This window comes from Aquimarina addita (assembly GCF_039539305.1).
GTDB lineage: Bacteria > Bacteroidota > Bacteroidia > Flavobacteriales > Flavobacteriaceae > Aquimarina > Aquimarina addita.
This window is the reverse complement of sequence record NZ_BAABCW010000009.1, coordinates 121,597-145,383: the sequence shown is the minus strand read 5'-3', so window position 1 is coordinate 145,383 and position 23,787 is coordinate 121,597. Positions and strand designations below refer to the sequence as shown.

Genomic DNA, 23,787 nt, shown 5'->3' with positions numbered 1-23,787 from the left:
TCCAAGACTAAAATTTGGAGTTAAGAAAAGTAACTTAACTTTTTAGCTCATCTTATTTTTATGATATTGTTCAAAGTAAGTTTTAGCGCTACTATGTACCTTTCCTGAAAGTAACACCCCAGAAAGCATGGTTGGTATCGCCATTAAAGCAAATGCACTATCGATAAGATTTAATACGAATTCTATTTTGACCATTGCTGCTACAATTATAGAGCCGATGTAGAAATAATTATAATACTTCCCATAGGCTGGTTTAGTTAAAAAACCTAAACAAATGACTCCATAATATGAGTAGGAAAACAAAGTAGAAAATGCAAAAATTAATACCATAATGACTACAACTACATCCCCTATACCATAAGGCAATACTGAATTAAAAGCTTCTAGTGTAAGTGATATCCCGGTTTTATCAGAATTTTGTACTACTCCTGTAGACAGAATAGCTAATGCGGTTAATGTACAAACTAACAAGGTATCAATGGCCGGGCCCAGCATCGCTACTAATCCTTCTCGTATAGGTTCATTTGTTTTTGCAGTTCCATGCATCATGGGAGCGGTACCTATACCTGCTTCGTTAGAGAAAGCAGCTCGTTTGACTCCTGTTTTAATTAAGTATCCTAAGGCTCCACCCGCTGCTGCATCCCCAGAGAAGGCATCAGAAAAAATCATCATAAAAATGGCAGGAACTTTATCTATCTGTAAAACCAGAATTGTAAGTACTATTATAAAATATAATACCACCATAAAAGGAACTAGTTTGCTTGCTACCAGCCCTATTCTTTTAATACCTCCAAGAATTACAAAAGAAGTTATTATAGCGAGTACAATACCGATATACATCTTATCACTATCCTTAAAATGCATAACATCTACTAACGTTTGGGTTAGTTGATTCGCCGTAAAAGCCGGTAATGTTCCTATAAGACCCGCCAAAGCAAAGAAAATAGCCAAGGGTTTCCATTTTTTACCTAAACCATTAGTAATAGTATACATAGGTCCGCTCTGGACCGTACCTTTTTCAGATTGGGATCGATACATTACTGCTAATGAACATGTATAAAACTTAGTTGCCATCCCAATCAATGCACTAATCCACATCCAAAATATAGCTCCAGGCCCTCCAACAACAAGTGCTATTGCTACCCCGCTGATATTACCCATTCCTACTGTTGCCGCAATAGCAGAGGATAATGCCTGAAAATGACTTAACTGACCAGGAACCTTATCCTTATCATAAGTTCCACTAAGAATTCTAATGGCATGTCTAAAATATAAGAACGGAGTAAATCGTGAATGAATTAAAAAAAACAAACCACCCCCAATCAATAAAATAAGTGTAACCCAATCGATCCTCGAACTAAATGCAGCTATTGCTTTTTCTATTGTTTCTAATAAGAGCATCATATTATATACAGATGGATTATCATTATGGTTTAATTAAATTATAATAAAAACCTAAAATACCTAAAAGTATCAACAATCCAACTTACATGGTATGCCATATTTTCATATCTGCATATTTACCTGATAAAGAAACTATAAAAAGAAGATAAATCCCCTCTTTCAAATTCATAATCAGAAATGAAAAACGTATCCTCTCAGCTAGTATTTGTAAGAATAAGCCTTCTTTTAAAAATACAATAAATCTTACATAACGAATTCTACACGGATGATCACGAATACTAAAAACATCTTAATCATACCCTATCAAGTTGTTAATTTTACTAAAAATAATTAACCTCAAAATATATAATTATGAAGAATATCATAATTTTTTTCGTTTTGTTAATAGGATTTCAGTTTATGAAAGCTCAGAGTTTTGAAAAAACTGAAATGTATGCAACTACCATTGACATTAAAGAAAATGGTTTGCAATCACCTACGTATTTAGTCAATTTGGTTCGTTCGGGGGGACTTCCAGAGAAGCTAACTACGATTGCTATTAACGATTCAGAACCTTTTGAGGACATCTTTATCACCACCTTGGAGAATCCCGGTCTGGCAGGGATCTCTGAGGTGATCAAGATGGATATTGAATCTGTAACCTGTTGTGCTGAGGTAGTTACCTATTATTTTATGGTTACAGATCAAAAAAAGCTTATCTCCCTTCCTGAATTAACAAATATATATTGTGAAAATTCTGATACCGATTCTCAATATACGTTTCCTAATCAATTATTTGGTATTAAAAATAAAATTGTCCAAACAGAAACGCTATACTCGGAGTCTACTGAGATTAAATATGTGAGTTTACAACAAAGCTTTATTTTGAATAATGATAAAATCGATTCTTCAAAAAGTACTGCACTTACCGGATACTAAAAAGAAGGTAAGAACAATTGATTTGTATTATGGCATCATTTTATCATACTGTGTTATTTTGTTCTTTTTTATGCTCATCCTAAGCTGCACTATTTTCTTATAAAATAAACCAATATATACAGCAGGCATACACAATTATTCCCAATTGTTTTTCCCAAAAAAAATGCCTGCTTGTGTATGGTTAATAGCTTCATTTTTCTATTCACTTGATACAATCTAATTTAATAGCAAACTAACCACGAGACCTACAGGTATTAAAAAATTCATTTTTAATACCTATAATAATAATTCATGGAGATCATCAGCTTAATTCCTCTCATTTCCAACAACTATTTTATAAGTTTAACTAATCAGAAAATCAGTTTGATTATATTTGTTTTCAAACCAGTATCTTTTTCATGACTTCAATCCGTTTTACCTACTTTTCATTAATTGCAGTCATTTGGATTTCTATCCATTCATTATCTGCACAAAAAAACGGACTTAGAGGATACACTCTGGAAGATGGTCTTCCTCAATCTCAGGTATATGATCTCATTCAGGATGATATTGGATATTTATGGCTTGGAACTAATGGAGGAGGACTTTGCCGGTTTAATGGAGAAGAATTTAATATTTGGAATGAAGAGGATGGACTATTATCTAATTACATACACTCCTTATCCTTTGCCAACGACAGTCTCTTTATTGGCACAAAAAGAGGTCTCTCTATTAAAACTAAAAAAAAATTCTATAATATAGAGGGCATACAAATCAACAAAATCTTTAGACAAGACAACAAAACGTATCTCGCAACAAATCTGGGAATTCACATATATGAACCGGATACTGGATTAAAGAAGATAATACTGGATTCTAAAATTAATTCTAGTATCATCAGAGATATTGCATATGATGGTAAATTATTCTGGGTTGCTACTAATAACGGACTTTGGAAATTAAATAAATTACATAAAGATGCTACTATAGAAGAACGACATAGCGCCTATAGTTTTACTGCAGCATTTTATTACAAAGAAAAGATTTTTGCCGCGGCAGCAAATAAGGGCATTTTAGTACTGAATACGAATGCCAAAAGTTACGGTAATAATTGGATAAAAAGACCACAAAGTGTTAATAGTATCTCTGTGAATAATGAACATCTATGGTTTTCTACAATTAATGAAGGAATCTACATATTAAATCCAAAAAAGTATACCTTAAAGCAGAAAATCAATCAAAAAAATGGCTTAACAGTATCACATATTAAAAAGACCTTTACTGATCGTCAATCCAATATATGGATCGCTACATCTGGAGGTGGATTTTATAAATATTTTCAAAATAATTTTACTCACTATGATCAGGATACCGGGCTAAAAGGAGATCGGGTATATGCCGTACACGCACTTAATAATCAGATTTGGGCTTCTAATTCTGAAGCGGGTCTTGTAAAAATAGATGCTAATGGGATTCAGAAAATTCGTCAGGACAGAAGAATTGCTGATGTTAAAATAAGAACTATCACAAGTGACAAAAGAGGAAATATTTGGGCAGGAACAGAAGGAAAAGGAGTGCTTTATCAACAAATTAAATTAAAAGATACTATTGTTGTAGACAGCACTAATCCAGACAAACCAAAAAAGAAGTCAACCACTAAAACTGTTTTGAAAAATTATATTATAAATAAAAAAGATGGTTTGGTTTCTGACTGGATTCGATCTCTCTATGTCCATAAGGATACCGTCTGGGTTGCTTCTTATTCATCCGGGATTAATCGTTTTACTTATGACTACAAAAAGAACAAGCCTGAAAAAATAAAAAAATTCAATAAAAAAAATGGTATTCAGGATTTAGATATCAGTGACATGAAACCTGGTCCCAGAGGCACTTTATGGTATGCCACTCAAAATGGGGATATTGGCTATATAAGAAAGAATAAAGTAACTCATCTCCCTAATATCCTGAATCAGAAGGTTGCTATTAACACGCTCATCTTTAAAAATAAAAAATTATATATAGGAACTGCTGGTAAAGGTATATGGTGGTCAGAACTAGGTAAAGATCTTTCTTTTAAAAAATTAAAAGGTGAGAAGAAATTGTATTCTAACAATATCTATCAAATGATCTTTGATAACACAGAACATTTATGGGTAGGAACAGAACGTGGTGTTGACAAAATTAAAATCAATCTTCTTAATCAGATTGTAGATGTATTTCACTATGGTAGGAATGATGGCTTTTTAGGTATAGAAACCTGTCTTAATGCTATCACTAAAGATAAAAAAGGTAATTTATGGTTTGGTGCAATTTATGGATTGACGACATATAAACCGGGTGAAATCAAAAAAATTGAAGTAAAACCAAAAATACAATTTGAAAATGTCGAGATTGCTTATCAAAGCCTAGACTCTATAAACCCTAATATTTGGGCTGAAAATCAAAATGTACTTCCCTTAGCCCCTGAACAAACAGAAATCTCTTTTAGTTACAAAACAATTGATCTCGATCACCCTAATGATATTGAATATCGTTATCGATTAAACAAAACTGCCTGGAGTCCGTGGTCATCAGAAAATAAACAAAATTTAGCCGGTTTAGCATATGGTAATCATTCTTTTTCTGCCCAATCCAGAAATTATCGGTGGGATGAGAGTGACCCTATTACTTTTCGATTATTTATTGATAGTCCTATTTACATGAAAATATGGTTTCAATTATTAATAATACTGCTTATTATATTATTAATCACTGCTATTGCCTTTTCATATATTAGAAAAGTAAAACTAAAGAATGAAGAAGAACGGGAGCGTCTCCAGATGCAAAATCACCTCTTATCTCTAGAACAAAAAGCGTTGCGTCTGCAAATGAATCCACACTTTATTTTTAATGTTCTAAATGGTATCAAAGCAATGGGAACCAGTAATCCTGATAAAATGAATACTACCATCAATACTTTTGCTACTTTACTTAGAGAAATATTATATAATTCCAGAAAAGACAATATTACATTACATCAGGAAATGAAAACATTGAAAAACTATGTGGAAGTAGAAAAGTTAATGGCAAATAAATGCTTTGAATATGATATTGTTGTAGATTCAGAATATGATCCTGAAGAGGTTCTCATACCGCCTATGCTTATCCAGCCTTTTGTAGAAAATGCAATCAGGCATGGCATTTTAAAAGGAAATAGAGACGGAATTTTAAAAGTAGCGTTTAATACTAGCGAAGAATTCTTACATTGTAAGATATTAGATAACGGATTGGGGATTTTTCAATCCCAGAAAGAAAAAATTAAAACTGATCATCAATCTATGGCACTGACTGTAACTACCGAAAGATTAGAATCTATTTCGGGAAAAGACGCTTTACAAATAGAAGAATTGATCAATCCAGATTCATCTGTGGCAGGAACGCAGATTACTTTTAGGATTCCATTACAAACTGATTATTGATACACACCTATGTTAACAGCCATTATAGTAGAAGATATGCCAGATGCGCTTCAGTTATTGAAAAGTGACCTGGAAACCAATCATTCCGAAATACAAATTGTTGATACTGCACGTAGTGTAGTGGAAGCTGCAAAAGCAATACGAAATAATGAACCCGATATCTTATTTCTGGATATTATGCTTGGAGATGGCACAGGTTTTGACGTTTTGGAGATATTACCAGAACTAAGATCTAAAATTATTTTTGTAACGGCTAGTGATGAATACGCTATCAGAGCATTTAAGTTTGCCGCTATCGACTATGTTTTAAAACCATACTCGAATGAAGAATTAGCACAAGCCATTTCTAAAGCAAAAGAACAGATACAACCTAATAGAGAACGATTAAGTATTCTCAAGGACACCCTATCTGCTCCTGAGCAAAAACCAGATAAAATATCACTACATACCTTAGACAAAATTATTATTGTCAATCTTGATAACATTGTACGATGCGAATCTGATAGTAATAATACAATTTTTTATCTGCATGACGGTGAAAAGATTTTTGTTACAAAAACTTTAAAATACTTTGCTGATATGCTAAAAAATTATCAGTTTCTACGCGTACATCAGAGTCACCTTGTCAACCTACAATGCATTAGTGCTTTTATCAAAGCTGACGGTGGATATCTAATGCTAAAAAATGGTGAAAATGTACCCGTGTCTGTCAGGAAGAAAGTAGAAGTAATGGAAATTCTGGATAGCATGCATCGATAAGGCTAAAAATTAATTTAGTGATCTTAATCTTTAGCTTGTGCAAACCTTGTCCCTTAACGAATATTCGGCTAAAATCACCTAACCATTAATGAGTGAAATACTTAGAGAACATATAGAGAAAATCATCTCATTGACAGATGAAGAGTTTGAGTTTGTTCTATCTCATTTTAGTCTCAAAAAATTTTTGAAACACCAATTCCTTATACAAGAAGGAGATTATGTAAATAATGATTTTTTTATACTTAATGGACTTTTAAAAGCTTCACATAGAGATGAAGAAAACAAAGAACATATTTTACAATTCGCAACAGAAAACTCCTGGATAACAGACCCTCAAGCATATAACAATCAAACAATAGCGACATTAAACATTCAATGTCTAGAGGATGGAAATAGTTTATTTATTACATTGGAGAACAAAGAAAAATTGTGTAATAGTTTGCATAAAATGGAATCCTTCTTTAGAAAAAAAACGACAAAAGAACATATCCTATTACAAAGAAGAATTTTATGTTTGATAAGTAATAATGCTAAAAACCGTTACGAAGATTTGCTCAAACAATACCCATCTCTAATTCAACGAATCCCAAAGACAATGATTGCTTCATATCTCGGAGTTTCGAGAGAAACATTAAGTAGGCTCATCATTAATTAGTGTGACTTTTATCACAATTTATTTGTGAGGTTTATCTTTTAACCCTTCCTTTTTTTATTCCAAATTAGCTGTATTAAATACTAATGATAAATGGAATATCGAAATTTAGGAAAATCAGGATTAAAAGTGCCATTATTAAGCTTAGGTACAGGAACGTTTGGAGGTACAAACGAATTCTTTCAACGCTGGGGTCAGACAGATGTAAAAGAAGCATCAAGGTTAATAGATATATGTATAGAGAGAGGAGTCAATTTTTTTGATACAGCTAATGTTTATTCTCGAGGAGCATCCGAAGAAATTTTAGGAAAGTCTATTAAAGGAAAAAGAGAAAAAACAATTATTTCAACCAAAGGCTCGTTTGAAATGGGAAGTGGAATAAATGACAAAGGTTCTTCTCGTTCCCACATAATTCAAGCTTGTGAAGATAGTCTAAAACGTTTAAACACAGATTATGTAGACATTTACTTTATACACGGTTTTGATGTAAACACATCTATAGAAGAAACATTAAGAACATTAAATACTTTAGTTTCAAGTGGAAAAGTAAGATATATTGGGTGTTCAAATTTTGCTTCTTGGCAATTAATGAAATCATTATCTATTTCAGAACGACATAGCTTAGAAAAATATGTGATTTATCAAGGTTACTATTCACTTATTGGTCGTGATTATGAACAAGAATTAATGCCTCTTATAGAAGATCAAGAAATGGGATTGATGGTTTGGAGTCCTTTAGGTTGGGGAAGATTAACTGGTAAAATTAGAAGAAATCAACACATTTTAGAAGGAAGAATAAAATCTGGTGGGGATATTGGCTCACCTCCTGTTCAAAATGAATTTTTATATGATGTAGTAGATGTATTAGATAATATTTCACATAAAACAGGAAAAAGTATTCCGCAAATTGCTATCAATTGGTTAGCTCAAAATAAAACAGTTTCAAATATTGTAATTGGAGCTAGAAACGAAAAACAACTTATAGAAAATTTAAATTCAGTTGAATGGAAATTATCTGCACAACAAATGAATGATTTAAATACAGTTTCAAAACAAGCTCCTCTTTATCCTCATTGGGTTGGAGAAAGATAAAAAAGCTGGTAAAATCATATAAAATCACAGCAAAGTTCAGTGTCAGATCAAAAGGGTTATTTACTTTTTGCAGTAGTCTTGGATTTTTATAAATAAAAAAAATAAAAATGTACAGATAAATCGATTAGCTAAGGCTTGCTCTGATTCATCATCTGGCTTTACATTTATTACCGGATCACAATTATTATAATAAATATACAGACTACTTCGTAATCTGCCTGTTTGATATATTCATACTTTATAAATTCTGTACTAGAATTATTTTCAATTTCTGCTAATTTTTCTTTTCACCAATCCAAATGTTCTAAAGGATTATGAGAAGAACAATTAGAATTACTATCGTCGCTATTAGAACAACTACTAAAAAGCATGGAGAGCAATAGTAAGAAATGAAAAAGGAAAATTAAGAAGTTTCATCTATTGTCTAAGAGACATCATAAAAGTGTGTGTAAATTGATATGTAGTTACGTTATTGTCACTTTCTGATTTTATTTACATTCAAAAATAAATTTCACAACATTGTTTATTTAACAATATAACTTTCGTAATATTATTATTTCATATATTTGATTCATCATTAATATACTAAAACCAATATTATGTCCATAGATTGGAATATACCAAAAATTGATGCACATGTTCATTTTAATACCATAAGGACTCCTTTACTATCCTATGGAAAAAAAAATAATATCCGTTTTTTATCAATTAATACAGATATTCCGTTTTTTCCTTCTATAGATGATCAAGAAAATGCAATATTAGCATTAAAAAAAGAATACCAGGATCATCTGGATTATATCACTACTTTTTCTTGTGATCAGTGGAATTCTGAAACATGGTTAAAAAATAGTATAGATCGCATTAAAAAATCAATTGATAAAGGTGCCTTAGGTATCAAAGTATGGAAAAATATAGGAATGAGTCTTAAGGATAATCAAGGCACTTATATAAAAATAGACCACCCTTCTTTTGATCCAATATTTAATTTTATAGCAGAAAACAACCTGGTTTTACTTGGTCATATTGGAGAACCTAAAAACTGTTGGCTACCACTAGATGAAATGACGGTGGATCAAGACAGAAAATATTTTGCTTCACATCCGGAATATCATATGTTCCTGCATCCGGAATATCCGGATTATCAGGATCATCTTAACGCAAGAAACAACGTATTATCAAAACACCCAACGCTTAATTTTGTGGGATTACACCTTTCTAGTCAGGAATGGGAAACTAACGAAGTGGCATTATTCTTGGATACGTATCCTAATGCTATGGTAGACCTTGCAGAAAGAATATGCCATGTTCAGCATCAGGCGGTCACAAATTGGCAAAAAGTGTATGATTTCTTTATCAAATATCAAGATAGAATTATTTATGGTTCGGATGTGATAGATGATAACAGTTTAACAGATGAAGAACTTCTTCACTATATGGATGGACGCTATAAGATGCATTGGGAGTTTTTTACAAAAAACAATCATATGGCTGCACCTAAAGTTACAGGACAATTTAAAGGTCTAGGATTACCGGATCATGTGATCAAAAAAATATACCACGATAACGCTTTAAATACTTATAAGTTATAGCATAATCACTGTCTACCACAAAAGATAAGCTTGCTAAATTATAGTTTTATACGGCGACTTCTATTTTACAAAAAGTAATGAGTAAGCATTTTTAGTCTAACTTTTAATTCCTATAGCACATCAATTGATTATACTATCAAAAACCTATAGTACATTTACTTTAATTTTAGACCAAAGCTTTATCAACAGACCTCCTGCGACTATGGTCATAACTGTAATAGGAATTGCTTTATCATAGTATCCATAAATCCAATACCCTGTTGCAAACATGCATCCATAGATAAACAAACATCCTAATAGCATGGCTATAATTCCATTAGGCACACTCCATTTTGCAGTATCAGTAACTATATGTTGATTTTCTTCTTTAGCTTCTTCTATAACTTTATTCCATCCCGGACCTCCTGGTTGAATTTTCTTATAAAATTTAAATAAAACCTCTTTCTTCTCCCTTTTTGTTACAAAAGTAGCGACTAACCAAACAACAGTAGTAATCAGAACTACAATTGGAAACTTAGACCAAGCCGGTAATACTCCTGAAACCAGATTTCCGGTCACTGTATCTGTATGATCAAAAAAATACGTCCCTACAGAAGTAAAGCTAAAAAGTATTGAAATAATACCAGAACTAAACATCGCAGTAATTTCACTCCATGCGTTAATTCTCCACCAAAACCATCTCAAAATAAATATCAATCCAGTTCCTGCCCCAAACATCAAAATAATCTTAAATATTTGCGTAGCATCTGTTAACACCAATGAAAAGGAAGCACTACATACCATTAATATTACTGTAGCAATTCGTCCTACATTTACTAATTCCTTTTCTGATGCATTTTTATTTACCTGTTGCTTATAAAAGTCATTCACAATGTATGAGGAACCCCAATTAAGATGTGTTGAAATTGTAGAAATGTATGCAGCTGCCAGAGATGCCATAACCAGCCCTAATAGACCATTAGGCAACTTAGTTAGCATAGCAGAATATGCAAGATCCTGTCCTAATTTATCTTCACTAATATTAGGAAATGCTTCCTGTATACTGGTTATATCCGGAAAAACAATTAAAGAGGCTAATGCTACCAAAATCCATGGCCATGGACGTAATGCATAGTGCATGATATTAAAGAAGAAAGTGGCTCCTATGGCATGGTTTTCATTTTTTGCGGCTAACATTCGTTGTGCTATATAACCACCCCCACCTGGCTCTGCTCCCGGATACCAAGAACTCCACCATTGTACAGCTAATGGTATAATAAGCAAGGTAATGATCGCTTCACTATCAGAAAAGTCTGGTAAAATATTTAATTTATTAGTCACGTTATTATGAGACATTAAGCCATCCATGCCACCTACTTCTGGTAAACTAATACAAAAATAAGCCGCTCCTATCGCTCCGGACATAGCTACAAAAAACAAAATAAAATCAGTATAAACAACCCCTTTAAAGCCTCCAATAGCGCTAAAAACGACTGTTATAGTTCCTGCGATGGTTACCATCATCTCGGGACTAATCCCTAGCATTACTTGTCCGATCTTAATAGCGGCCAATGTAACCGCAGACATCGCAATTACATTAAAAATCACCCCTAAATAAACAGCCCTGAATCCTCTTAAAAATTGTGCAGGTTTCCCTCCATATCGCAATTCATAAAATTCCATATCGGTTCCCACTTCTGATTTTCTCCAAAGTTTAGCATATACAAATACGGTAAGCAGACCGGTAATCAAAAAAGCCCACCATTCCCAATTTGCTGATACTCCTTTTTCTCGAACGATCCCAGTTACAAAATTAGGCGTATCCGTAGAGAAAGTGGTCGCAACCATAGATAGACCAAGCAACCACCAAGGCATATTTCTGCCAGATAAAAAATATTCTTCTGAGCTTTTACCAGCTTTTCTTGAGGTGTATACACCCACTATTAGAATAATTGCAAAAAGTCCGAAAATTAAAGTGTAGTCGAGTGTATTTAGAAATACCATATAAATATTATTTGTGCCCTTTTGATTTGACAACTTTATGATGAGGATTCTGTCAAGTCAATACTTCAGCATTTTGCGTTGGTTACCAAAAATACTTTAAAGAAAACTAAAATCCCGGCAACTCTTCCCGATTTTTTAACAGAAACTTCAATTAAAGATAAAACAATGATTAAAAAGTGTCTTTAATCCAGTTATAAGGATCGCGATTGATCCATTTACCTCTTGTAAAATCAGGAAAATCCTGAGGATCACCATTTTTTTCTATAGAAATTTCAGACAATGGAGTAATAGAGCTCCAGGCGGCAGCATCATATGCATCCATAGGAGGTGCTATTTTTTGTTTTGCTGATTCTACAAAAGCTTGAAGTACAAAGAAATCCATGCCCCCATGTCCCGCACCTTCTGCATAGGTTCCGTATTTTTTCCATAAAGGATGATCATGCTCTTCTAACCACTTGGTAGCTTCGTCCCACTCATGGGGGTTTGATTTCCCTTCAATATACATTCTATTACCATCTACCTCCCAAAGTCCATTAGCTCCCTGCACTCTAAATCCTAAGGAATAAGGCCTTGGTAGATTTGTATCGTGAGTGACTATAATCGTCTCTCCATTTGCGGTTTCTATCATAGAAGTAATCACATCGCCTTGCTTAAATTTTACCTTAGCATTAGGATGTGTTTCTCCTCCTCCTTTTACAATATGATTATGAAGACCGATACCTTTACTCGCATTACTGCTCATAGATACAAAACGGTTACCTCTATTAATATTTGCCATGGCAGCAATAGGTCCAATGCCATGAGTAGGATATACATCTCCATTTCTTTTTACAGAATGCAATGTTCTCCATTGCGCTTCAGAAGTAGATTTTTCTCCAAATTCTACACCTCCACCATAGGGTTGTTTCCCATTATTAAATTTTACTTCTCTTAAATCGTGCTGATATCCACATCTAAAATGTACTAATTCCCCAAAGATATTTTTTCTGACCATATTAAGAATTGCCATGACATCTCTGCGATAATTCACGTTTTCCAAGATCATCATATGTGTTCCCGTTTGCTCATGAGTATTGACTAAATCCCAGCATTCTTCTATAGTATTGGCAGCAGAGACTTCAACTCCTGCATACTTACCAGCCAGCATCGCATCTTTTGTCATAGGAGTATGCCATAGCCACGGAGTAGAAATGATAACAGCATCAACTTCTTTTAACTCTAATAAATTCTTATAATCGAGCTCATTTTTTCCAAAAACCTTTGGCTTTTGACCTCCAGCCTTTTCGATTGCATCTAAAGTAAGATCAATACGTTTCTGATCTATATCACATACTGCGGTAATATTAACATCCTTGCGTAGCAATAAATTAGTTAAATGATGAGTGCCTCTCAGCCCCACTCCTATCATTCCTACATTCAGTTTATCATTTTGACTGAAACTGTATGTCATGTGAGGTGCAACTAATAGCCCTGCACCTAATAGCGATGTATCTCGTAAAAACTTTCTTCTCGTACTCATCTTAACTAATTTCAAATGAAAAAAAATCTATTACTATTTCAATTTTACGTTCAAAATCGAAAAGGTAATCCCTTAAAAACTAAATTTATATGTGTGTGTAAATAATAAATTTCTAAACCATCACAAATTTGACTCTAAACTCATCTCAAAAATTGTTTTACAAAAAATGCCCTTACTCTTGATTTTCTCCTCAACTTCATTTCATCAAAAAAGAAAAGCACTGACAATCAAGCTGTAAATCCATCATCAAATTCAAGTAAATATAATAAAAAATAAGTTAAAAACTATCAAAAAGAAATAATACGAAAGATTTTAACTTATTTAATGAATATAGCTAATTATTATTACTTATCGTGGTTACAACTCACTGATAAGATCGATACCTTTAGATTATATAAACACAACCGGCTGATTAAGTAAATTTATCTTAGTTACTGTAATCAATCACAAATCATTAGATTATCCGCAGATCAGCTATTTACTTCTTAACCGGAGTAACTTCCAACAAAAGAAAATCTTCAAATACTGCATTGATTGTCGCAGTTGTATCCTTTGATGTTACTTTACCTAAATCTATTTCGTTAAAATAATCTTTAACTATATATTCCGTATTAGCATCAAGCCCTCTTAATTCAATACTATTATTCCATTTCTTTGCATAGAATGAGAAATACAATACATCTTCCTTTTTAATTACGTGTGTTTCGGGTTTATCATACCCAATATCATATAAGCTGCCTAAATAAGGTTCTTTAGACAACATTTTATCATCATACAGGGAAAACCATTTTTTCCAAATTTTTTCTTTTTCCGGAGTCAATAAAAAGCTTTCAGAAGCATATTGATTGTCTTTGGGCCAGGTAAATTTTGTTCCTAAAACGGCTCCAACCCCAAAAGAACTGGCAAAATCACTTTTGTTGTCACTAAGTTCTACATGGTCACCATAATAAGCAGTTTTAGGGATAAGTGCTTTATATGTTTTTCCTTTATGTCTTATTTGCCAGCTGGATAATGGATCCGAAGAAACCACTTGATTTGTAGATGCCATATTAAAATACGACATACATGCACCACAGGGACAATGCTCTACTACTGCGTGAGGTTTTATTTTTCTTGCTTCTTCATAAATCATGTCAAAAAAGGCAGGCACTGCTTCTGGTGCTTTATCAGGATCTTCTAATCCATAATCAGCGCCAACAGCATTCATATGTTGTCCATCCATTTTAAGCCCATCGAATCCCCATTCCCCCATAAACAACTCTATAATTTCCTTCGTATGTTCAATAGTTTTGGGATTAGATGGGGAAAGGTAATAAGCATCCCACCAAGTAATAAACTGAGGTGCATCATCTCGTTGTCTGATACGCATTTCCGGATTTTTTTGCAGAGCATCACTGTGGGGGTCAGCCGCAAGTGGTGTCCACCATATTTTTGCCTTCAACCCCTGATCATGAATTTTATCTACTAGATTCTTTATCTCTATATTACCCTTTGGAAACTTCTCTGGATGAGCATCCCAGTCCCCTTCTGCAATCTGGAAACCATCATCCAGTACCGCCCACTTGATACCAAGATCTTTAACCTTAGGTAACGTTTTAATGATCTCGTCTAATGTAAATTTACGCTCATATCCCCAAGCACACCAGATAGACTCAAAAGCTGCATCTTCTGGTGGTACCATTTTAATACCTTTAGCCTGCATCAAATTAGAATACCGCTCTAAATTGGCAAAATAATCCCCTTTAGTTACTGATAGAAAGGTCTCAAGTGTTTCTATATTTTCTCGTCCTTTGAAAACAGTTCTTTCTTTAAAATCTTTAGCAACCGCTACCTTTACATCAGTGCCTTTAGAGAGGATTTCTGTAGGAAGACTTACTATTTTTGGAACTAACGCTAAATGTCCGACCGCAACATTAATATCTGTTCGCCAAACCGATGTCACAGGAATTCCTCCACCATAATCAGTATCATTCATTCCCATAAAATTTTTCTGATAAAAACCAGGCTCTAAAGGTTTGATCCAATCAGATCTCTTCTGTGTAGAACTCCCCTGAAATGCCCAAAAAAGTGGTGTATCTCCTTGAGAATGGATGTTATATTCATTATTTATCCATTTTTCTACGTACACCTCATCCTCCTTAGCATTGGTATAGATGACTTTGGTTGTTATTAAATCAGGATATGCATCATAGGCAATTAAAATTAATTCTTTGTCTATAGATATGTCATTATCAGTATAACTTCCTTTTATGCTCCACTTTTTTCCGGAAAGCACACCGGTTAAGCTTTCTTCTTCAACGCCTTTAAAATTAAATACTTCGATTATCTTATGATTAATTTCTATTTTTTCAGAAGCCTGAAAACCGCTCATCACAGGCTTTGTATCAGGAAGTGATACCGAAAAACTTGTTTGCAATTGATCATTCACTTCGTATAATAAATTTCCATGTTCAATTTTGAGAACACTTGTCTGAACATCTTCTTGCTTTGAACTGCAGCTACCCCATAAAATCACCATCAGGAACATACAGATAGGTAAAGCTGACTGAATACTAGTATTTTTATTCAATAATTTTTTTCGCATTTTCATGATATATTTTCTTTAGTATCGTATCCTCAAGTCCTAATCCATATAACGACCAGTGATAATTAAATAATTCTTTCTCGTAGAAATGTTCATCTTCAGTTTCCAGAATTCTTAACGTTACATCGTACATAGACGATTTCATACCCATATCTGTTCCATATAATAATTTATGTTGATATTTCTGGTAAAATGCCTTAGTGTACCTTGGCACAGGAGCGGTTTCTGCATAACGTGCAGAAATATCCGCATATAGATTATCGTAAGTTTCTAAAAGATTCCCAATAATACTCAGATCGTGACTACAATTAGCAAAATGACATGCTATGAAGGTAGTTTTCGGATTTTCTTTTACTGCTTGCTCTAATGTATTGATCAATTCCTGATGAGATAGCATATTGGCTTTTGTTGTATCTATTCCCCAGGTTTTTGCATTCATTAACCCATCGTTATGTACATCAGCCGGTAAATACATCCAATAAGGCTCTGCGACGTGAATATTAATAGGCATATTTAATTCACCACATTTTTTTATCAATGGCTTCATACGGATATCATTTATATGCATCCCATAGGCAGGAGTAGGCTTACAATATAGTAGTCCTTCTCCTTTATCACCTAATTCTCCTACGCCTTTTGCACCGACTTTATAACATCGTTCCAGCTCTTTTACTGCTTTTTTACTCCATCCTTTTTGATCATACCCTGTAAAATCAAAACCACACCAGATATCAAATCGATTGGGGTACTTAGCATACATTGCATAAATACTATCAAATGCTTTTCCTGTTTGATAGGTAAGTATAATGGTTTTCTGAACCCCTTTTTTATCCATTGTTTTTACCCAAACATCAATATCTATCTCTGACATAGCGTATGGATGAGAATGCATATCTATAATAGGAAATTTAGCTTTTTTTATACTCGTTTTTGTGCTTTTATAAATAGAAACCGGATCATAATCCTTAAGTAAAATAGGGTTCTGTGCAACTACTAACTGTACATATGCAACAAAAATGGTAATAAAATATGTTTTCATATAGTTAGCTAAAATTGTGAACCTTTATAAAGTTGATCATCTTTAATTTATCCTGAACATTTTTATGGTTGATTGCTCTCAGCTTGTCTTCTACTAAAGAAGTAGCTTTAGCCGTAGCTTTAGGAAAAATCACACGTAAATCAATTCCATCTGTTGCCACGAACTCTTCTCGCAAGCTTTTCATGAAAATATTCTTAATCTCTGTTGCCAGATTAATTTTAGTAATACCATTTTTAATAGCTTTTTGTAATTGGTCATCTGGTATTCCTGAACTACCGTGTAGTACTAGGGCTGCTGGAGTTACCTCATTAATTTCCTGTATCAGGTCAATTTGTAATTTTGGTGTTTCTTTATAGAAACCATGTGCAGAACCCACCGCAATCGCTAAAGCGTTTACTCCTGTAGCCTCTACAAATTGTTTTGCTTCTTTGGGTTGTGTATAAACCATCTTCTGATCCTGTCCCAATTTTGAAATATATCCTAGTTCGGCTTCTACATTGACATTCGCACTTTCTGCATACTTTACAATCTCACTGGTGATCTTTACATTTTCTTCAAACGGTTTTTCGCTTGCGTCTATCATTACAGAATCAAACCCTGCATCAATACACTTTTTAACAAGGGTAACATCTTGACCGTGATCCATATGTAACCAGGTAGTTACTCCATATTGTTCTGAAGCACTTTTAGCCAAATCTTTGGCTACGTTGACTCCTAGATAATCTATAGAACTTTCTGACACCTGTAAAATAATATCCGAATTGGTGTTTTTTGCAGCTCTCAATACCGCAGATAATGTTTCAAAATTATAAAAATTGGTGGCTAATAATGCTTTCCCTTCATTTTTATTCTTAGCTAATCTTTCTTGTAATCTCATAATTTAAAATTGATATGAAAATCTTTTTTTAGCAATGCTTTTTATGGTTTCAAAATTTTCGAATGCTGCCGTACCTCCGGATGCTGTAGTATTAATTGCACCTGTTATATTACCTACTTCCATACAGTGTTCGTATGCCTTACCCTTAATATACTCACTAATAAATCCTGCATCAAAACTATCCCCTGCTCCAATACAATCTGCCACTTCTTCATTCAAAAATGCAGGCGCTGTCTTAAACTCATTATTTTCCCAAAGATGAGCTCCATTTTCACCATCTTTAACCACAATCGTATTACAAAATGATTTTATTTTCTCTATCCCTGAATTCACATCCATACTCTTGGTTATATGAATAAATTCTGTAGCATTAGGAAGAAAAACATCAATATGAGGCAGCAAATCCTGAAGCTGCAAATCCCAATTCTCTGATGGATCCCACTGAGGATCCATAGAAGTTGTAAGTCCTAAATCTTTTGCTCTTTTAAAAAGCTGTACTACATCTTTCTTAAGACTTGTTTGTAAAAAAATAGAACTTACGTGAAGGTGTTTTGCTTTATTTAAAATAGCATCAGTCACCTCCTCTACCGTCATATGCTCCATAGCTCCCGGAAACGTTACATTAGCGCGATCCATATCATAATTCATTACCATGGTAACCCCTGTACTATATTGAGGTGAACTGATCACATGCGTGGTATCAACCTTTTTATTCTGTAATGATTCTTTTACTAATTTAGCAAAACTATCATTCCCTATTTTACCTGCAAAGGCTACTTTATTTCCTAGAGAACTTAGGTTACTCGCAAAAATCGCAGAGCTGCTACCTAAAGTAATCGTGAGCTCATCAGCTATGATCTCTTTCCCTATTTCGGGAAAACCCTGAATATTATCTAAGATAACATCCACATTGAGCTCCCCAACAACTAGCACATCAAACTCTTTCATTAATTTATTTTTTTTAGCTTTCTTACAACCCCATTATTTAATCAATAAATCATTAACATCTACCAGATTAAATTTATAAAAATATTTATCCATTGCTTTTTCAATGTGAGAAAGTAATATTTCTTCTGCTTTCACTCCATTATTTTCTAAATTCTCATATAATGCAACTCTAGAGGCAATTACTTCTGGGTTCTGCCATATATATCTACATCCTGTTTTTATGAGCCACAACTGTCTATCCGCGTCATTGGCATAAAAATCATCTGCATTTTCATCATCTTCTAACCACTTTACCCATCGTCCAGAAGCGATCACTGCATCCCACAATTCTTGCTTAATCTCAGACTTTTTAGGCACTTTACCTTCTTCAAATAATTGAGTTTCTATTGTCTCTAACTCTATCAAACCTTCATACTCACGTTCTGTGAACTCTGGTCCTACATTAGCCCCTCCCATACCAGATGCCGGATAAGCCTCGGGATTGGTTACATTATCAGAATAATGTCCTTTGATCACACTTCCGTATTCTGCAGAAATATCAACAATAAGTTTAGCAACACCTGCATCAAACTCTGTAGTATGAAGATCTGTGCCTACTTTGCCGACTACAAAACAAGGCCAAACATCCTCAAGTCCTTCTTTTTTAAGTCCAGATTTCAATAATTCAAAAAATGACTTAAATACCGATAAATCAACTAATCCACCATGCACCTCTTCTGTTCCTACTTCATAAGCTATTTTAGGAAATCCATTGGCAACCCTGTAGGCTTCGCAATGTTTAATAAGCTCTACTGTTCTAGCAGCCACAACCTCTATACTAATAATTTCTCCTTTAGGCAAGGTGGTATCTATTGTTGGGTCCACATGAATGAGATCATACCCTGCTGCTATAGCTGCTTCAAAAGATTCCTTAACAGCTTGCATAGTCTGCTCATAATTCATTCCTTCTTTACGATGCTGATCTTTTAACCAAGGACCTCCGTGATCTATTGCAATAATAACTGGTGATTGTAAATTAATGGATGCTGCTTCCTGCTTTACCTTCTTCACAAACTCATATTGCGTAAGTCCAGTATACCCCCCATCCAGGTCAACCTGATTAAGTGTCGTGGCAAACTTTATTGGAGCATTACACCTTTTAGCAGAATTCAATGCTGCTTTAATCACAGCCATAGAATTAGGACATGCTGCAAAAATAGTTCTGTTAACACCGGTTTCTTTTGCAATCTCCGAGTTTCTTTTAAGCACGTAATCTAATAAAGAAAGATTAGACTTCTCCGCATGCATCCTAAGATTTTTATTCATTATTTATGATCTTTTATTTTAATGGAAATTTTATAAAACCATACCTTCATATATAGGTACAATTTTATTTCAGACACAAATCTATGAAAATACAATAAACTTACAAAACCTTTCTTATCTAAAAATAAATCTTTTTTAATCTTTTTATTTTTTATCATAAACAAATACAAGACAACTAATCATTAAAAGAAGATATAATTGTTAAAAAACATAATAAATCCATTAATGATATTACTATATAGAATGATAATTATGTTAAAATTTTAATTTTATTCACTTAAATTTAGATAAATAAAACCACTATCTTAATTAACTACACTTAATTTTCAACTATACGCAAAACCCTCTATTTATGAAGGTTACCACGTAATAAATTACAACAATTACACATATAAATAAGAAAAATAACTATTACGAAACATAAAGAAAGTTATAAAAAATATAAAAATAACTTTGTGAAAGAAAATTATATTATATAACTTTGTATAACACACACTTATATAGTGTCAATTTATTTCAATAGTAACTTAAATTAATATAACCAATGGGGAACACTATTTTTAAACAACTAATTGGAGTTACACTTGCTCTATTCTGTGCAACATCATTGTTCGCACAACAGACGATTACGGGTACCGTTGTAACTGAAGACGATCAGCCTTTGCCTGGGGTTACTATATTAGTAAAAGGGACTAATACAGGAACCTCTACAGATTTTGATGGAGGATATTCGATCACTGTAAAAGAAGATGCTACAGCTTTGATATTTTCATATATCGGATTTTATGATAATGAAATAGCGATAGGGTCTCAGGAAACCATTAACGTTACCTTAATAGAAAGTGCTGCTGCACTAGATCAGGTTGTGGTTATTGGTTTCGGAACACAACGACGAGCAGATTTAACAGGTGCTATTACAACCATAAGTGCAGAAGATGTAACAAGAACACCTGTTGTCTCTTTAGATCAATCTCTTTCCGGACAGACCGCAGGGGTCTTTATTGCGAATCGAGGTGGTGATGCTGCTGCACCTATTAACGTAAGAATTCGTGGAGTAGGTACTACGGGAAACAATCAACCATTGTTTGTTGTAGATGGAGTCCCTCTGGTACAAACATCAAATCAAACAGTAAATACTTCCTCTGCCACAGAAAGTAATCCTTTAGCCTCTATGAATCCTAATGATATAGAATCTATATCTGTACTAAAAGATGCATCTGCTGGTGCAATTTATGGATCAAGAGCTTCTAATGGCGTTGTTATTATTACAACAAAAAGAGGAAAGAGAGGACAGAAAACTCAATTCAATTACGATACCTACACCACTTTTGCCCATAGAAGAAAATTCTATGATGTATTAAATACAGAACAATATCTGGATGTCATGGATGAATTAGGAAGAGCAAATATAGACTTTACCGAATTTAGAGGGGACCCAACTTATGATTGGCAAGATGCTATAAACAGAACTGGTATAACAAAAAGTCATAATCTAAGTGTAAGTGGAGGTAATGAAAAAAGTAATTTTAGTCTTTCAGCAGGATATTTAGATCAAAAAGGAATTACACTTGCTCAAAATTTTGAACGTTATTCTTTTAGTGCTAAATCAGATATTAAAGTAGGGAAGTTATTTAAATTTGGAGAATCTGTAAATATAGGTTTTACAGACAGACTTGTCGCTTCAGAACCAGGAGGAAGCACAACCCTAAGATCTGCATTAAATCAACCATTTGCTCCTATTTTTGATGCAAATGATCCTTTTGGATATGCGGTAATGAATTCAGATAACGTAGGAGATCTAGCGAATGGTACTGATGAACCTGTACAATTATTGGCACTTAATGATCTTGATCTCAATGAAACGAGAGTAAAAACCCGAAGAATTATTGGTAATGTATATGGTCAGGTTGAGCTATTAAAAGGACTTATTTTTAAATCGTCTGGTGGTATCGATTATACTACGGGTGAAGGAGAATTTTTTCAAAATGTGTATAATTATGGAGAAAATGACGCAAATAATACTGAAATCAGTTTATTAATAAAAGAACGTCCGATTGAACTAACTACAAATTTAGCAAATACTCTAACGTATAATACAGTAATAGGAAAACACAATATTTCTATGCTGCTTGGACATGAAGAAACACTTTTTCAATATACCAAATTAAGATCACAAGGCTCAGATTTAATTAATACAGATGTTAGATTAGTAGACGCTGCTACATCAACGACGGCTGGAGAAGAAACTGATCCATGGGCATTAAGAGGATTTTTAGGTAGACTTAATTATTCTTTTGACGACAGATATTTATTAACATTTAACATAAGACGAGACGAAACTACCAGATTTAGCCCAGTTAATCGTACTGATTATTTCCCATCGATAGCAGTTGGTTGGAATTTAGCCAATGAACCCTTTATGGAGAGTCAAACATTATTTAATCAATTAAAGTTAAGGGGTTCCTGGGGTATAGTAGGAAACCAATTTACAGGAGCTAATTTTGCTTACTCAAATCAAGTAGTTTTTACACCCGGATATGTTCTAGGTTCTAATCAAGATGTAATTATAGCTCCTACCTCAGTAGTGTTTGCAAATGAGGATCTTAAATGGGAAGAGAGTTACCAAAGTAATATAGGTTTAGACCTAGGTTTATTTGACAATAAACTTAGCTTCACGGCTGAGTATTATGAGAAAAACACAAAAGATATCTTAGTAAGTATACCACTACCTGCAACCTCTGGTTTTACCTTTCCTACAGATGTTAACCTCGGAGAAGTATCTAACAAGGGTATAGAACTTTCTTTTAATTATCAAGATAAGATTGGAGATTTTTCATACAACATTTCTGGAAATTTTTCTACTTTGAAAAACAATGTAGAATCTCTAGACGGCAACGATTTATTTGCTGATGCCGTAGCTACAACTACGAGTAGAACTATAGAAGGAGAGCCTATAGGTCAATTTTTTGGATATGTTACTGATGGGATTTATCAAAATGAGGAAGAACTCGCTAATGCACCAGTTGATAATCTTGCATTTAATTCTGATGGCAGAGCACCCGGAGATATCAGGTTTGTCGACGTTAACAATGATGGTGTTATTGATGAAAATGATAGAACAGGAATTGGTAGCCCCATACCAACACATTATTATGGACTGACACTAGGTGGATCATATAAGAATTTTGATTTCTCTATCTTTATACAAGGTGTTGGAGGAAATAGCGTTTATAATTACACAAAACAACAATTAGAAAGTTTAAATTCAATTACGAATAAAAGCACTGCAGTTCTAGGGAGATGGACAGGAGAAGGTACAAGTAATGATATCCCCAGAATTGATCTCAATAATGCAAATAATAATGATCGCTTCTCTGATCGATGGATAGAAAATGCATCTTATGCCCGATTAAAAAATGTGCAGATAGGATATACATTAGATTCAGAATGGTTAAAAAGTGCTACTAAAGACATCATTTCCAATGTGCGTTTTTATGTGGCTGGACAAAACTTAGCTTTGATTACCGGATATTCGGGATTAGATCCAGAAGTAACACGAGCGCAAAGTTTTATCAAAGGAGAAAATGCTTTAGCAACAGGAATAGACGATGGATATGCCACACCTCAACCTATTACTTTTCAATTTGGCACAAGAATAACATTCTAATACTAAATTAC

General features: G+C 33.6%; 15 protein-coding genes. 7 read left to right on the top strand and 8 right to left on the bottom strand.

All coding sequences use genetic code 11. The features are described 5' to 3' along the window. Nucleotides 1-42 precede the first annotated feature (42 nt). The gene (locus tag ABD816_RS12505) at nt 43-1,404 is read right to left on the bottom strand and encodes an alanine/glycine:cation symporter family protein (protein WP_344927816.1); all 1,362 of its coding nucleotides are present in this window, start codon (nt 1,402-1,404) and stop codon (nt 43-45) included. Between the two features lie 351 nt (nt 1,405-1,755). Between ABD816_RS12505 and ABD816_RS12500 the strand changes: the two genes are divergently transcribed. From ABD816_RS12500 to ABD816_RS12475, 6 genes are all read left to right on the top strand, one after another. Continuing rightward, complete coding sequence (locus tag ABD816_RS12500) at nt 1,756-2,322, top strand: hypothetical protein (protein ID WP_344927814.1); 567 nt, start codon at nt 1,756-1,758, stop codon at nt 2,320-2,322. A gap of 398 nt (nt 2,323-2,720) precedes the next feature. After that, a complete protein-coding gene (locus tag ABD816_RS12495; RefSeq protein WP_344927812.1) occupies nt 2,721-5,759 on the top strand; it encodes a sensor histidine kinase in 3,039 nt (1,012 codons plus the stop codon). A 9-nt stretch (nt 5,760-5,768) separates the two neighbouring features. After that, nucleotides 5,769-6,518, top strand: a complete 750-nt coding sequence (locus ABD816_RS12490) for a LytR/AlgR family response regulator transcription factor (protein WP_344927811.1) — start codon at nt 5,769-5,771, stop codon at nt 6,516-6,518. Between the two features lie 88 nt (nt 6,519-6,606). Then, nucleotides 6,607-7,173, top strand: coding sequence for a Crp/Fnr family transcriptional regulator (locus ABD816_RS12485; RefSeq protein WP_344927810.1), 567 nt, complete (start codon nt 6,607-6,609; stop codon nt 7,171-7,173). 90 nt (nt 7,174-7,263) lie between these two features. Further along, nucleotides 7,264-8,262 carry an aldo/keto reductase gene (locus tag ABD816_RS12480; RefSeq protein WP_344927808.1) on the top strand — a complete coding sequence of 333 codons (999 nt, stop codon included), beginning with the start codon at nt 7,264-7,266 and terminating at the stop codon, nt 8,260-8,262. Nucleotides 8,263-8,861: 599 nt separating this feature from the next. Further along, complete coding sequence (locus tag ABD816_RS12475; protein WP_344927807.1) at nt 8,862-9,854, top strand: amidohydrolase family protein; 993 nt, start codon at nt 8,862-8,864, stop codon at nt 9,852-9,854. Between the two features lie 144 nt (nt 9,855-9,998). On the opposite strand, the gene ABD816_RS12470 is transcribed toward ABD816_RS12475, so the two are convergent. From ABD816_RS12470 to ABD816_RS12440, 7 genes are all read right to left on the bottom strand, one after another. Beyond that, nucleotides 9,999-11,837, bottom strand: a complete 1,839-nt coding sequence (locus ABD816_RS12470; protein WP_344927806.1) for a sodium:solute symporter family protein — start codon at nt 11,835-11,837, stop codon at nt 9,999-10,001. A 169-nt stretch (nt 11,838-12,006) separates the two neighbouring features. Then, on the bottom strand, nt 12,007-13,356 hold the full coding sequence (locus ABD816_RS12465) for a Gfo/Idh/MocA family protein (RefSeq protein WP_344927805.1): 1,350 nt from the start codon (nt 13,354-13,356) through the stop codon (nt 12,007-12,009). A 478-nt stretch (nt 13,357-13,834) separates the two neighbouring features. Further along, nucleotides 13,835-15,940 (bottom strand): glycoside hydrolase family 36 protein, encoded by a 2,106-nt coding sequence (locus ABD816_RS12460; protein ID WP_344927803.1) that lies wholly within the window; start codon nt 15,938-15,940, stop codon nt 13,835-13,837. Continuing rightward, a complete protein-coding gene (locus tag ABD816_RS12455; protein WP_344927801.1) occupies nt 15,918-16,979 on the bottom strand; it encodes an amidohydrolase family protein in 1,062 nt (353 codons plus the stop codon). Before ABD816_RS12455 ends, ABD816_RS12460 begins: the two co-directional genes overlap by 23 nt. A gap of 4 nt (nt 16,980-16,983) precedes the next feature. Next, nucleotides 16,984-17,856: a class II fructose-bisphosphate aldolase gene (locus ABD816_RS12450; protein WP_344927799.1), complete on the bottom strand. Its 873-nt coding sequence runs from the start codon at nt 17,854-17,856 to the stop codon at nt 16,984-16,986. A 3-nt stretch (nt 17,857-17,859) separates the two neighbouring features. Next, a complete protein-coding gene (locus ABD816_RS12445; RefSeq protein ID WP_344927797.1) occupies nt 17,860-18,804 on the bottom strand; it encodes a carbohydrate kinase family protein in 945 nt (314 codons plus the stop codon). A gap of 33 nt (nt 18,805-18,837) precedes the next feature. After that, nucleotides 18,838-20,109, bottom strand: a complete 1,272-nt coding sequence (locus ABD816_RS12440) for a class II D-tagatose-bisphosphate aldolase non-catalytic subunit (RefSeq protein WP_344927795.1) — start codon at nt 20,107-20,109, stop codon at nt 18,838-18,840. Between the two features lie 544 nt (nt 20,110-20,653). On the opposite strand from ABD816_RS12440, the gene ABD816_RS12435 reads away from it, so the two are divergent. Beyond that, complete coding sequence (locus tag ABD816_RS12435) at nt 20,654-23,776, top strand: SusC/RagA family TonB-linked outer membrane protein (RefSeq protein ID WP_344927793.1); 3,123 nt, start codon at nt 20,654-20,656, stop codon at nt 23,774-23,776. The last annotated feature ends 11 nt before the right edge of the window (nt 23,777-23,787 follow it).

Coding starts and splice junctions, on each gene's coding strand:
- ABD816_RS12495 (WP_344927812.1), top strand. CDS start 2,721: ATGACTTCAATCCGTTTTACCTACTTTTCATTAATTGCAGTCATTTGG.
- ABD816_RS12445 (WP_344927797.1), bottom strand. CDS start 18,804: ATGAAAGAGTTTGATGTGCTAGTTGTTGGGGAGCTCAATGTGGATGTT.
- ABD816_RS12460 (WP_344927803.1), bottom strand. CDS start 15,940: ATGCGAAAAAAATTATTGAATAAAAATACTAGTATTCAGTCAGCTTTA.
- ABD816_RS12505 (WP_344927816.1), bottom strand. CDS start 1,404: ATGATGCTCTTATTAGAAACAATAGAAAAAGCAATAGCTGCATTTAGT.
- ABD816_RS12475 (WP_344927807.1), top strand. CDS start 8,862: ATGTCCATAGATTGGAATATACCAAAAATTGATGCACATGTTCATTTT.
- ABD816_RS12455 (WP_344927801.1), bottom strand. CDS start 16,979: ATGAAAACATATTTTATTACCATTTTTGTTGCATATGTACAGTTAGTA.
- ABD816_RS12440 (WP_344927795.1), bottom strand. CDS start 20,109: ATGAATAAAAATCTTAGGATGCATGCGGAGAAGTCTAATCTTTCTTTA.
- ABD816_RS12435 (WP_344927793.1), top strand. CDS start 20,654: ATGGGGAACACTATTTTTAAACAACTAATTGGAGTTACACTTGCTCTA.
- ABD816_RS12470 (WP_344927806.1), bottom strand. CDS start 11,837: ATGGTATTTCTAAATACACTCGACTACACTTTAATTTTCGGACTTTTT.
- ABD816_RS12480 (WP_344927808.1), top strand. CDS start 7,264: ATGGAATATCGAAATTTAGGAAAATCAGGATTAAAAGTGCCATTATTA.
- ABD816_RS12490 (WP_344927811.1), top strand. CDS start 5,769: ATGTTAACAGCCATTATAGTAGAAGATATGCCAGATGCGCTTCAGTTA.
- ABD816_RS12465 (WP_344927805.1), bottom strand. CDS start 13,356: ATGAGTACGAGAAGAAAGTTTTTACGAGATACATCGCTATTAGGTGCA.
- ABD816_RS12500 (WP_344927814.1), top strand. CDS start 1,756: ATGAAGAATATCATAATTTTTTTCGTTTTGTTAATAGGATTTCAGTTT.
- ABD816_RS12485 (WP_344927810.1), top strand. CDS start 6,607: ATGAGTGAAATACTTAGAGAACATATAGAGAAAATCATCTCATTGACA.
- ABD816_RS12450 (WP_344927799.1), bottom strand. CDS start 17,856: ATGAGATTACAAGAAAGATTAGCTAAGAATAAAAATGAAGGGAAAGCA.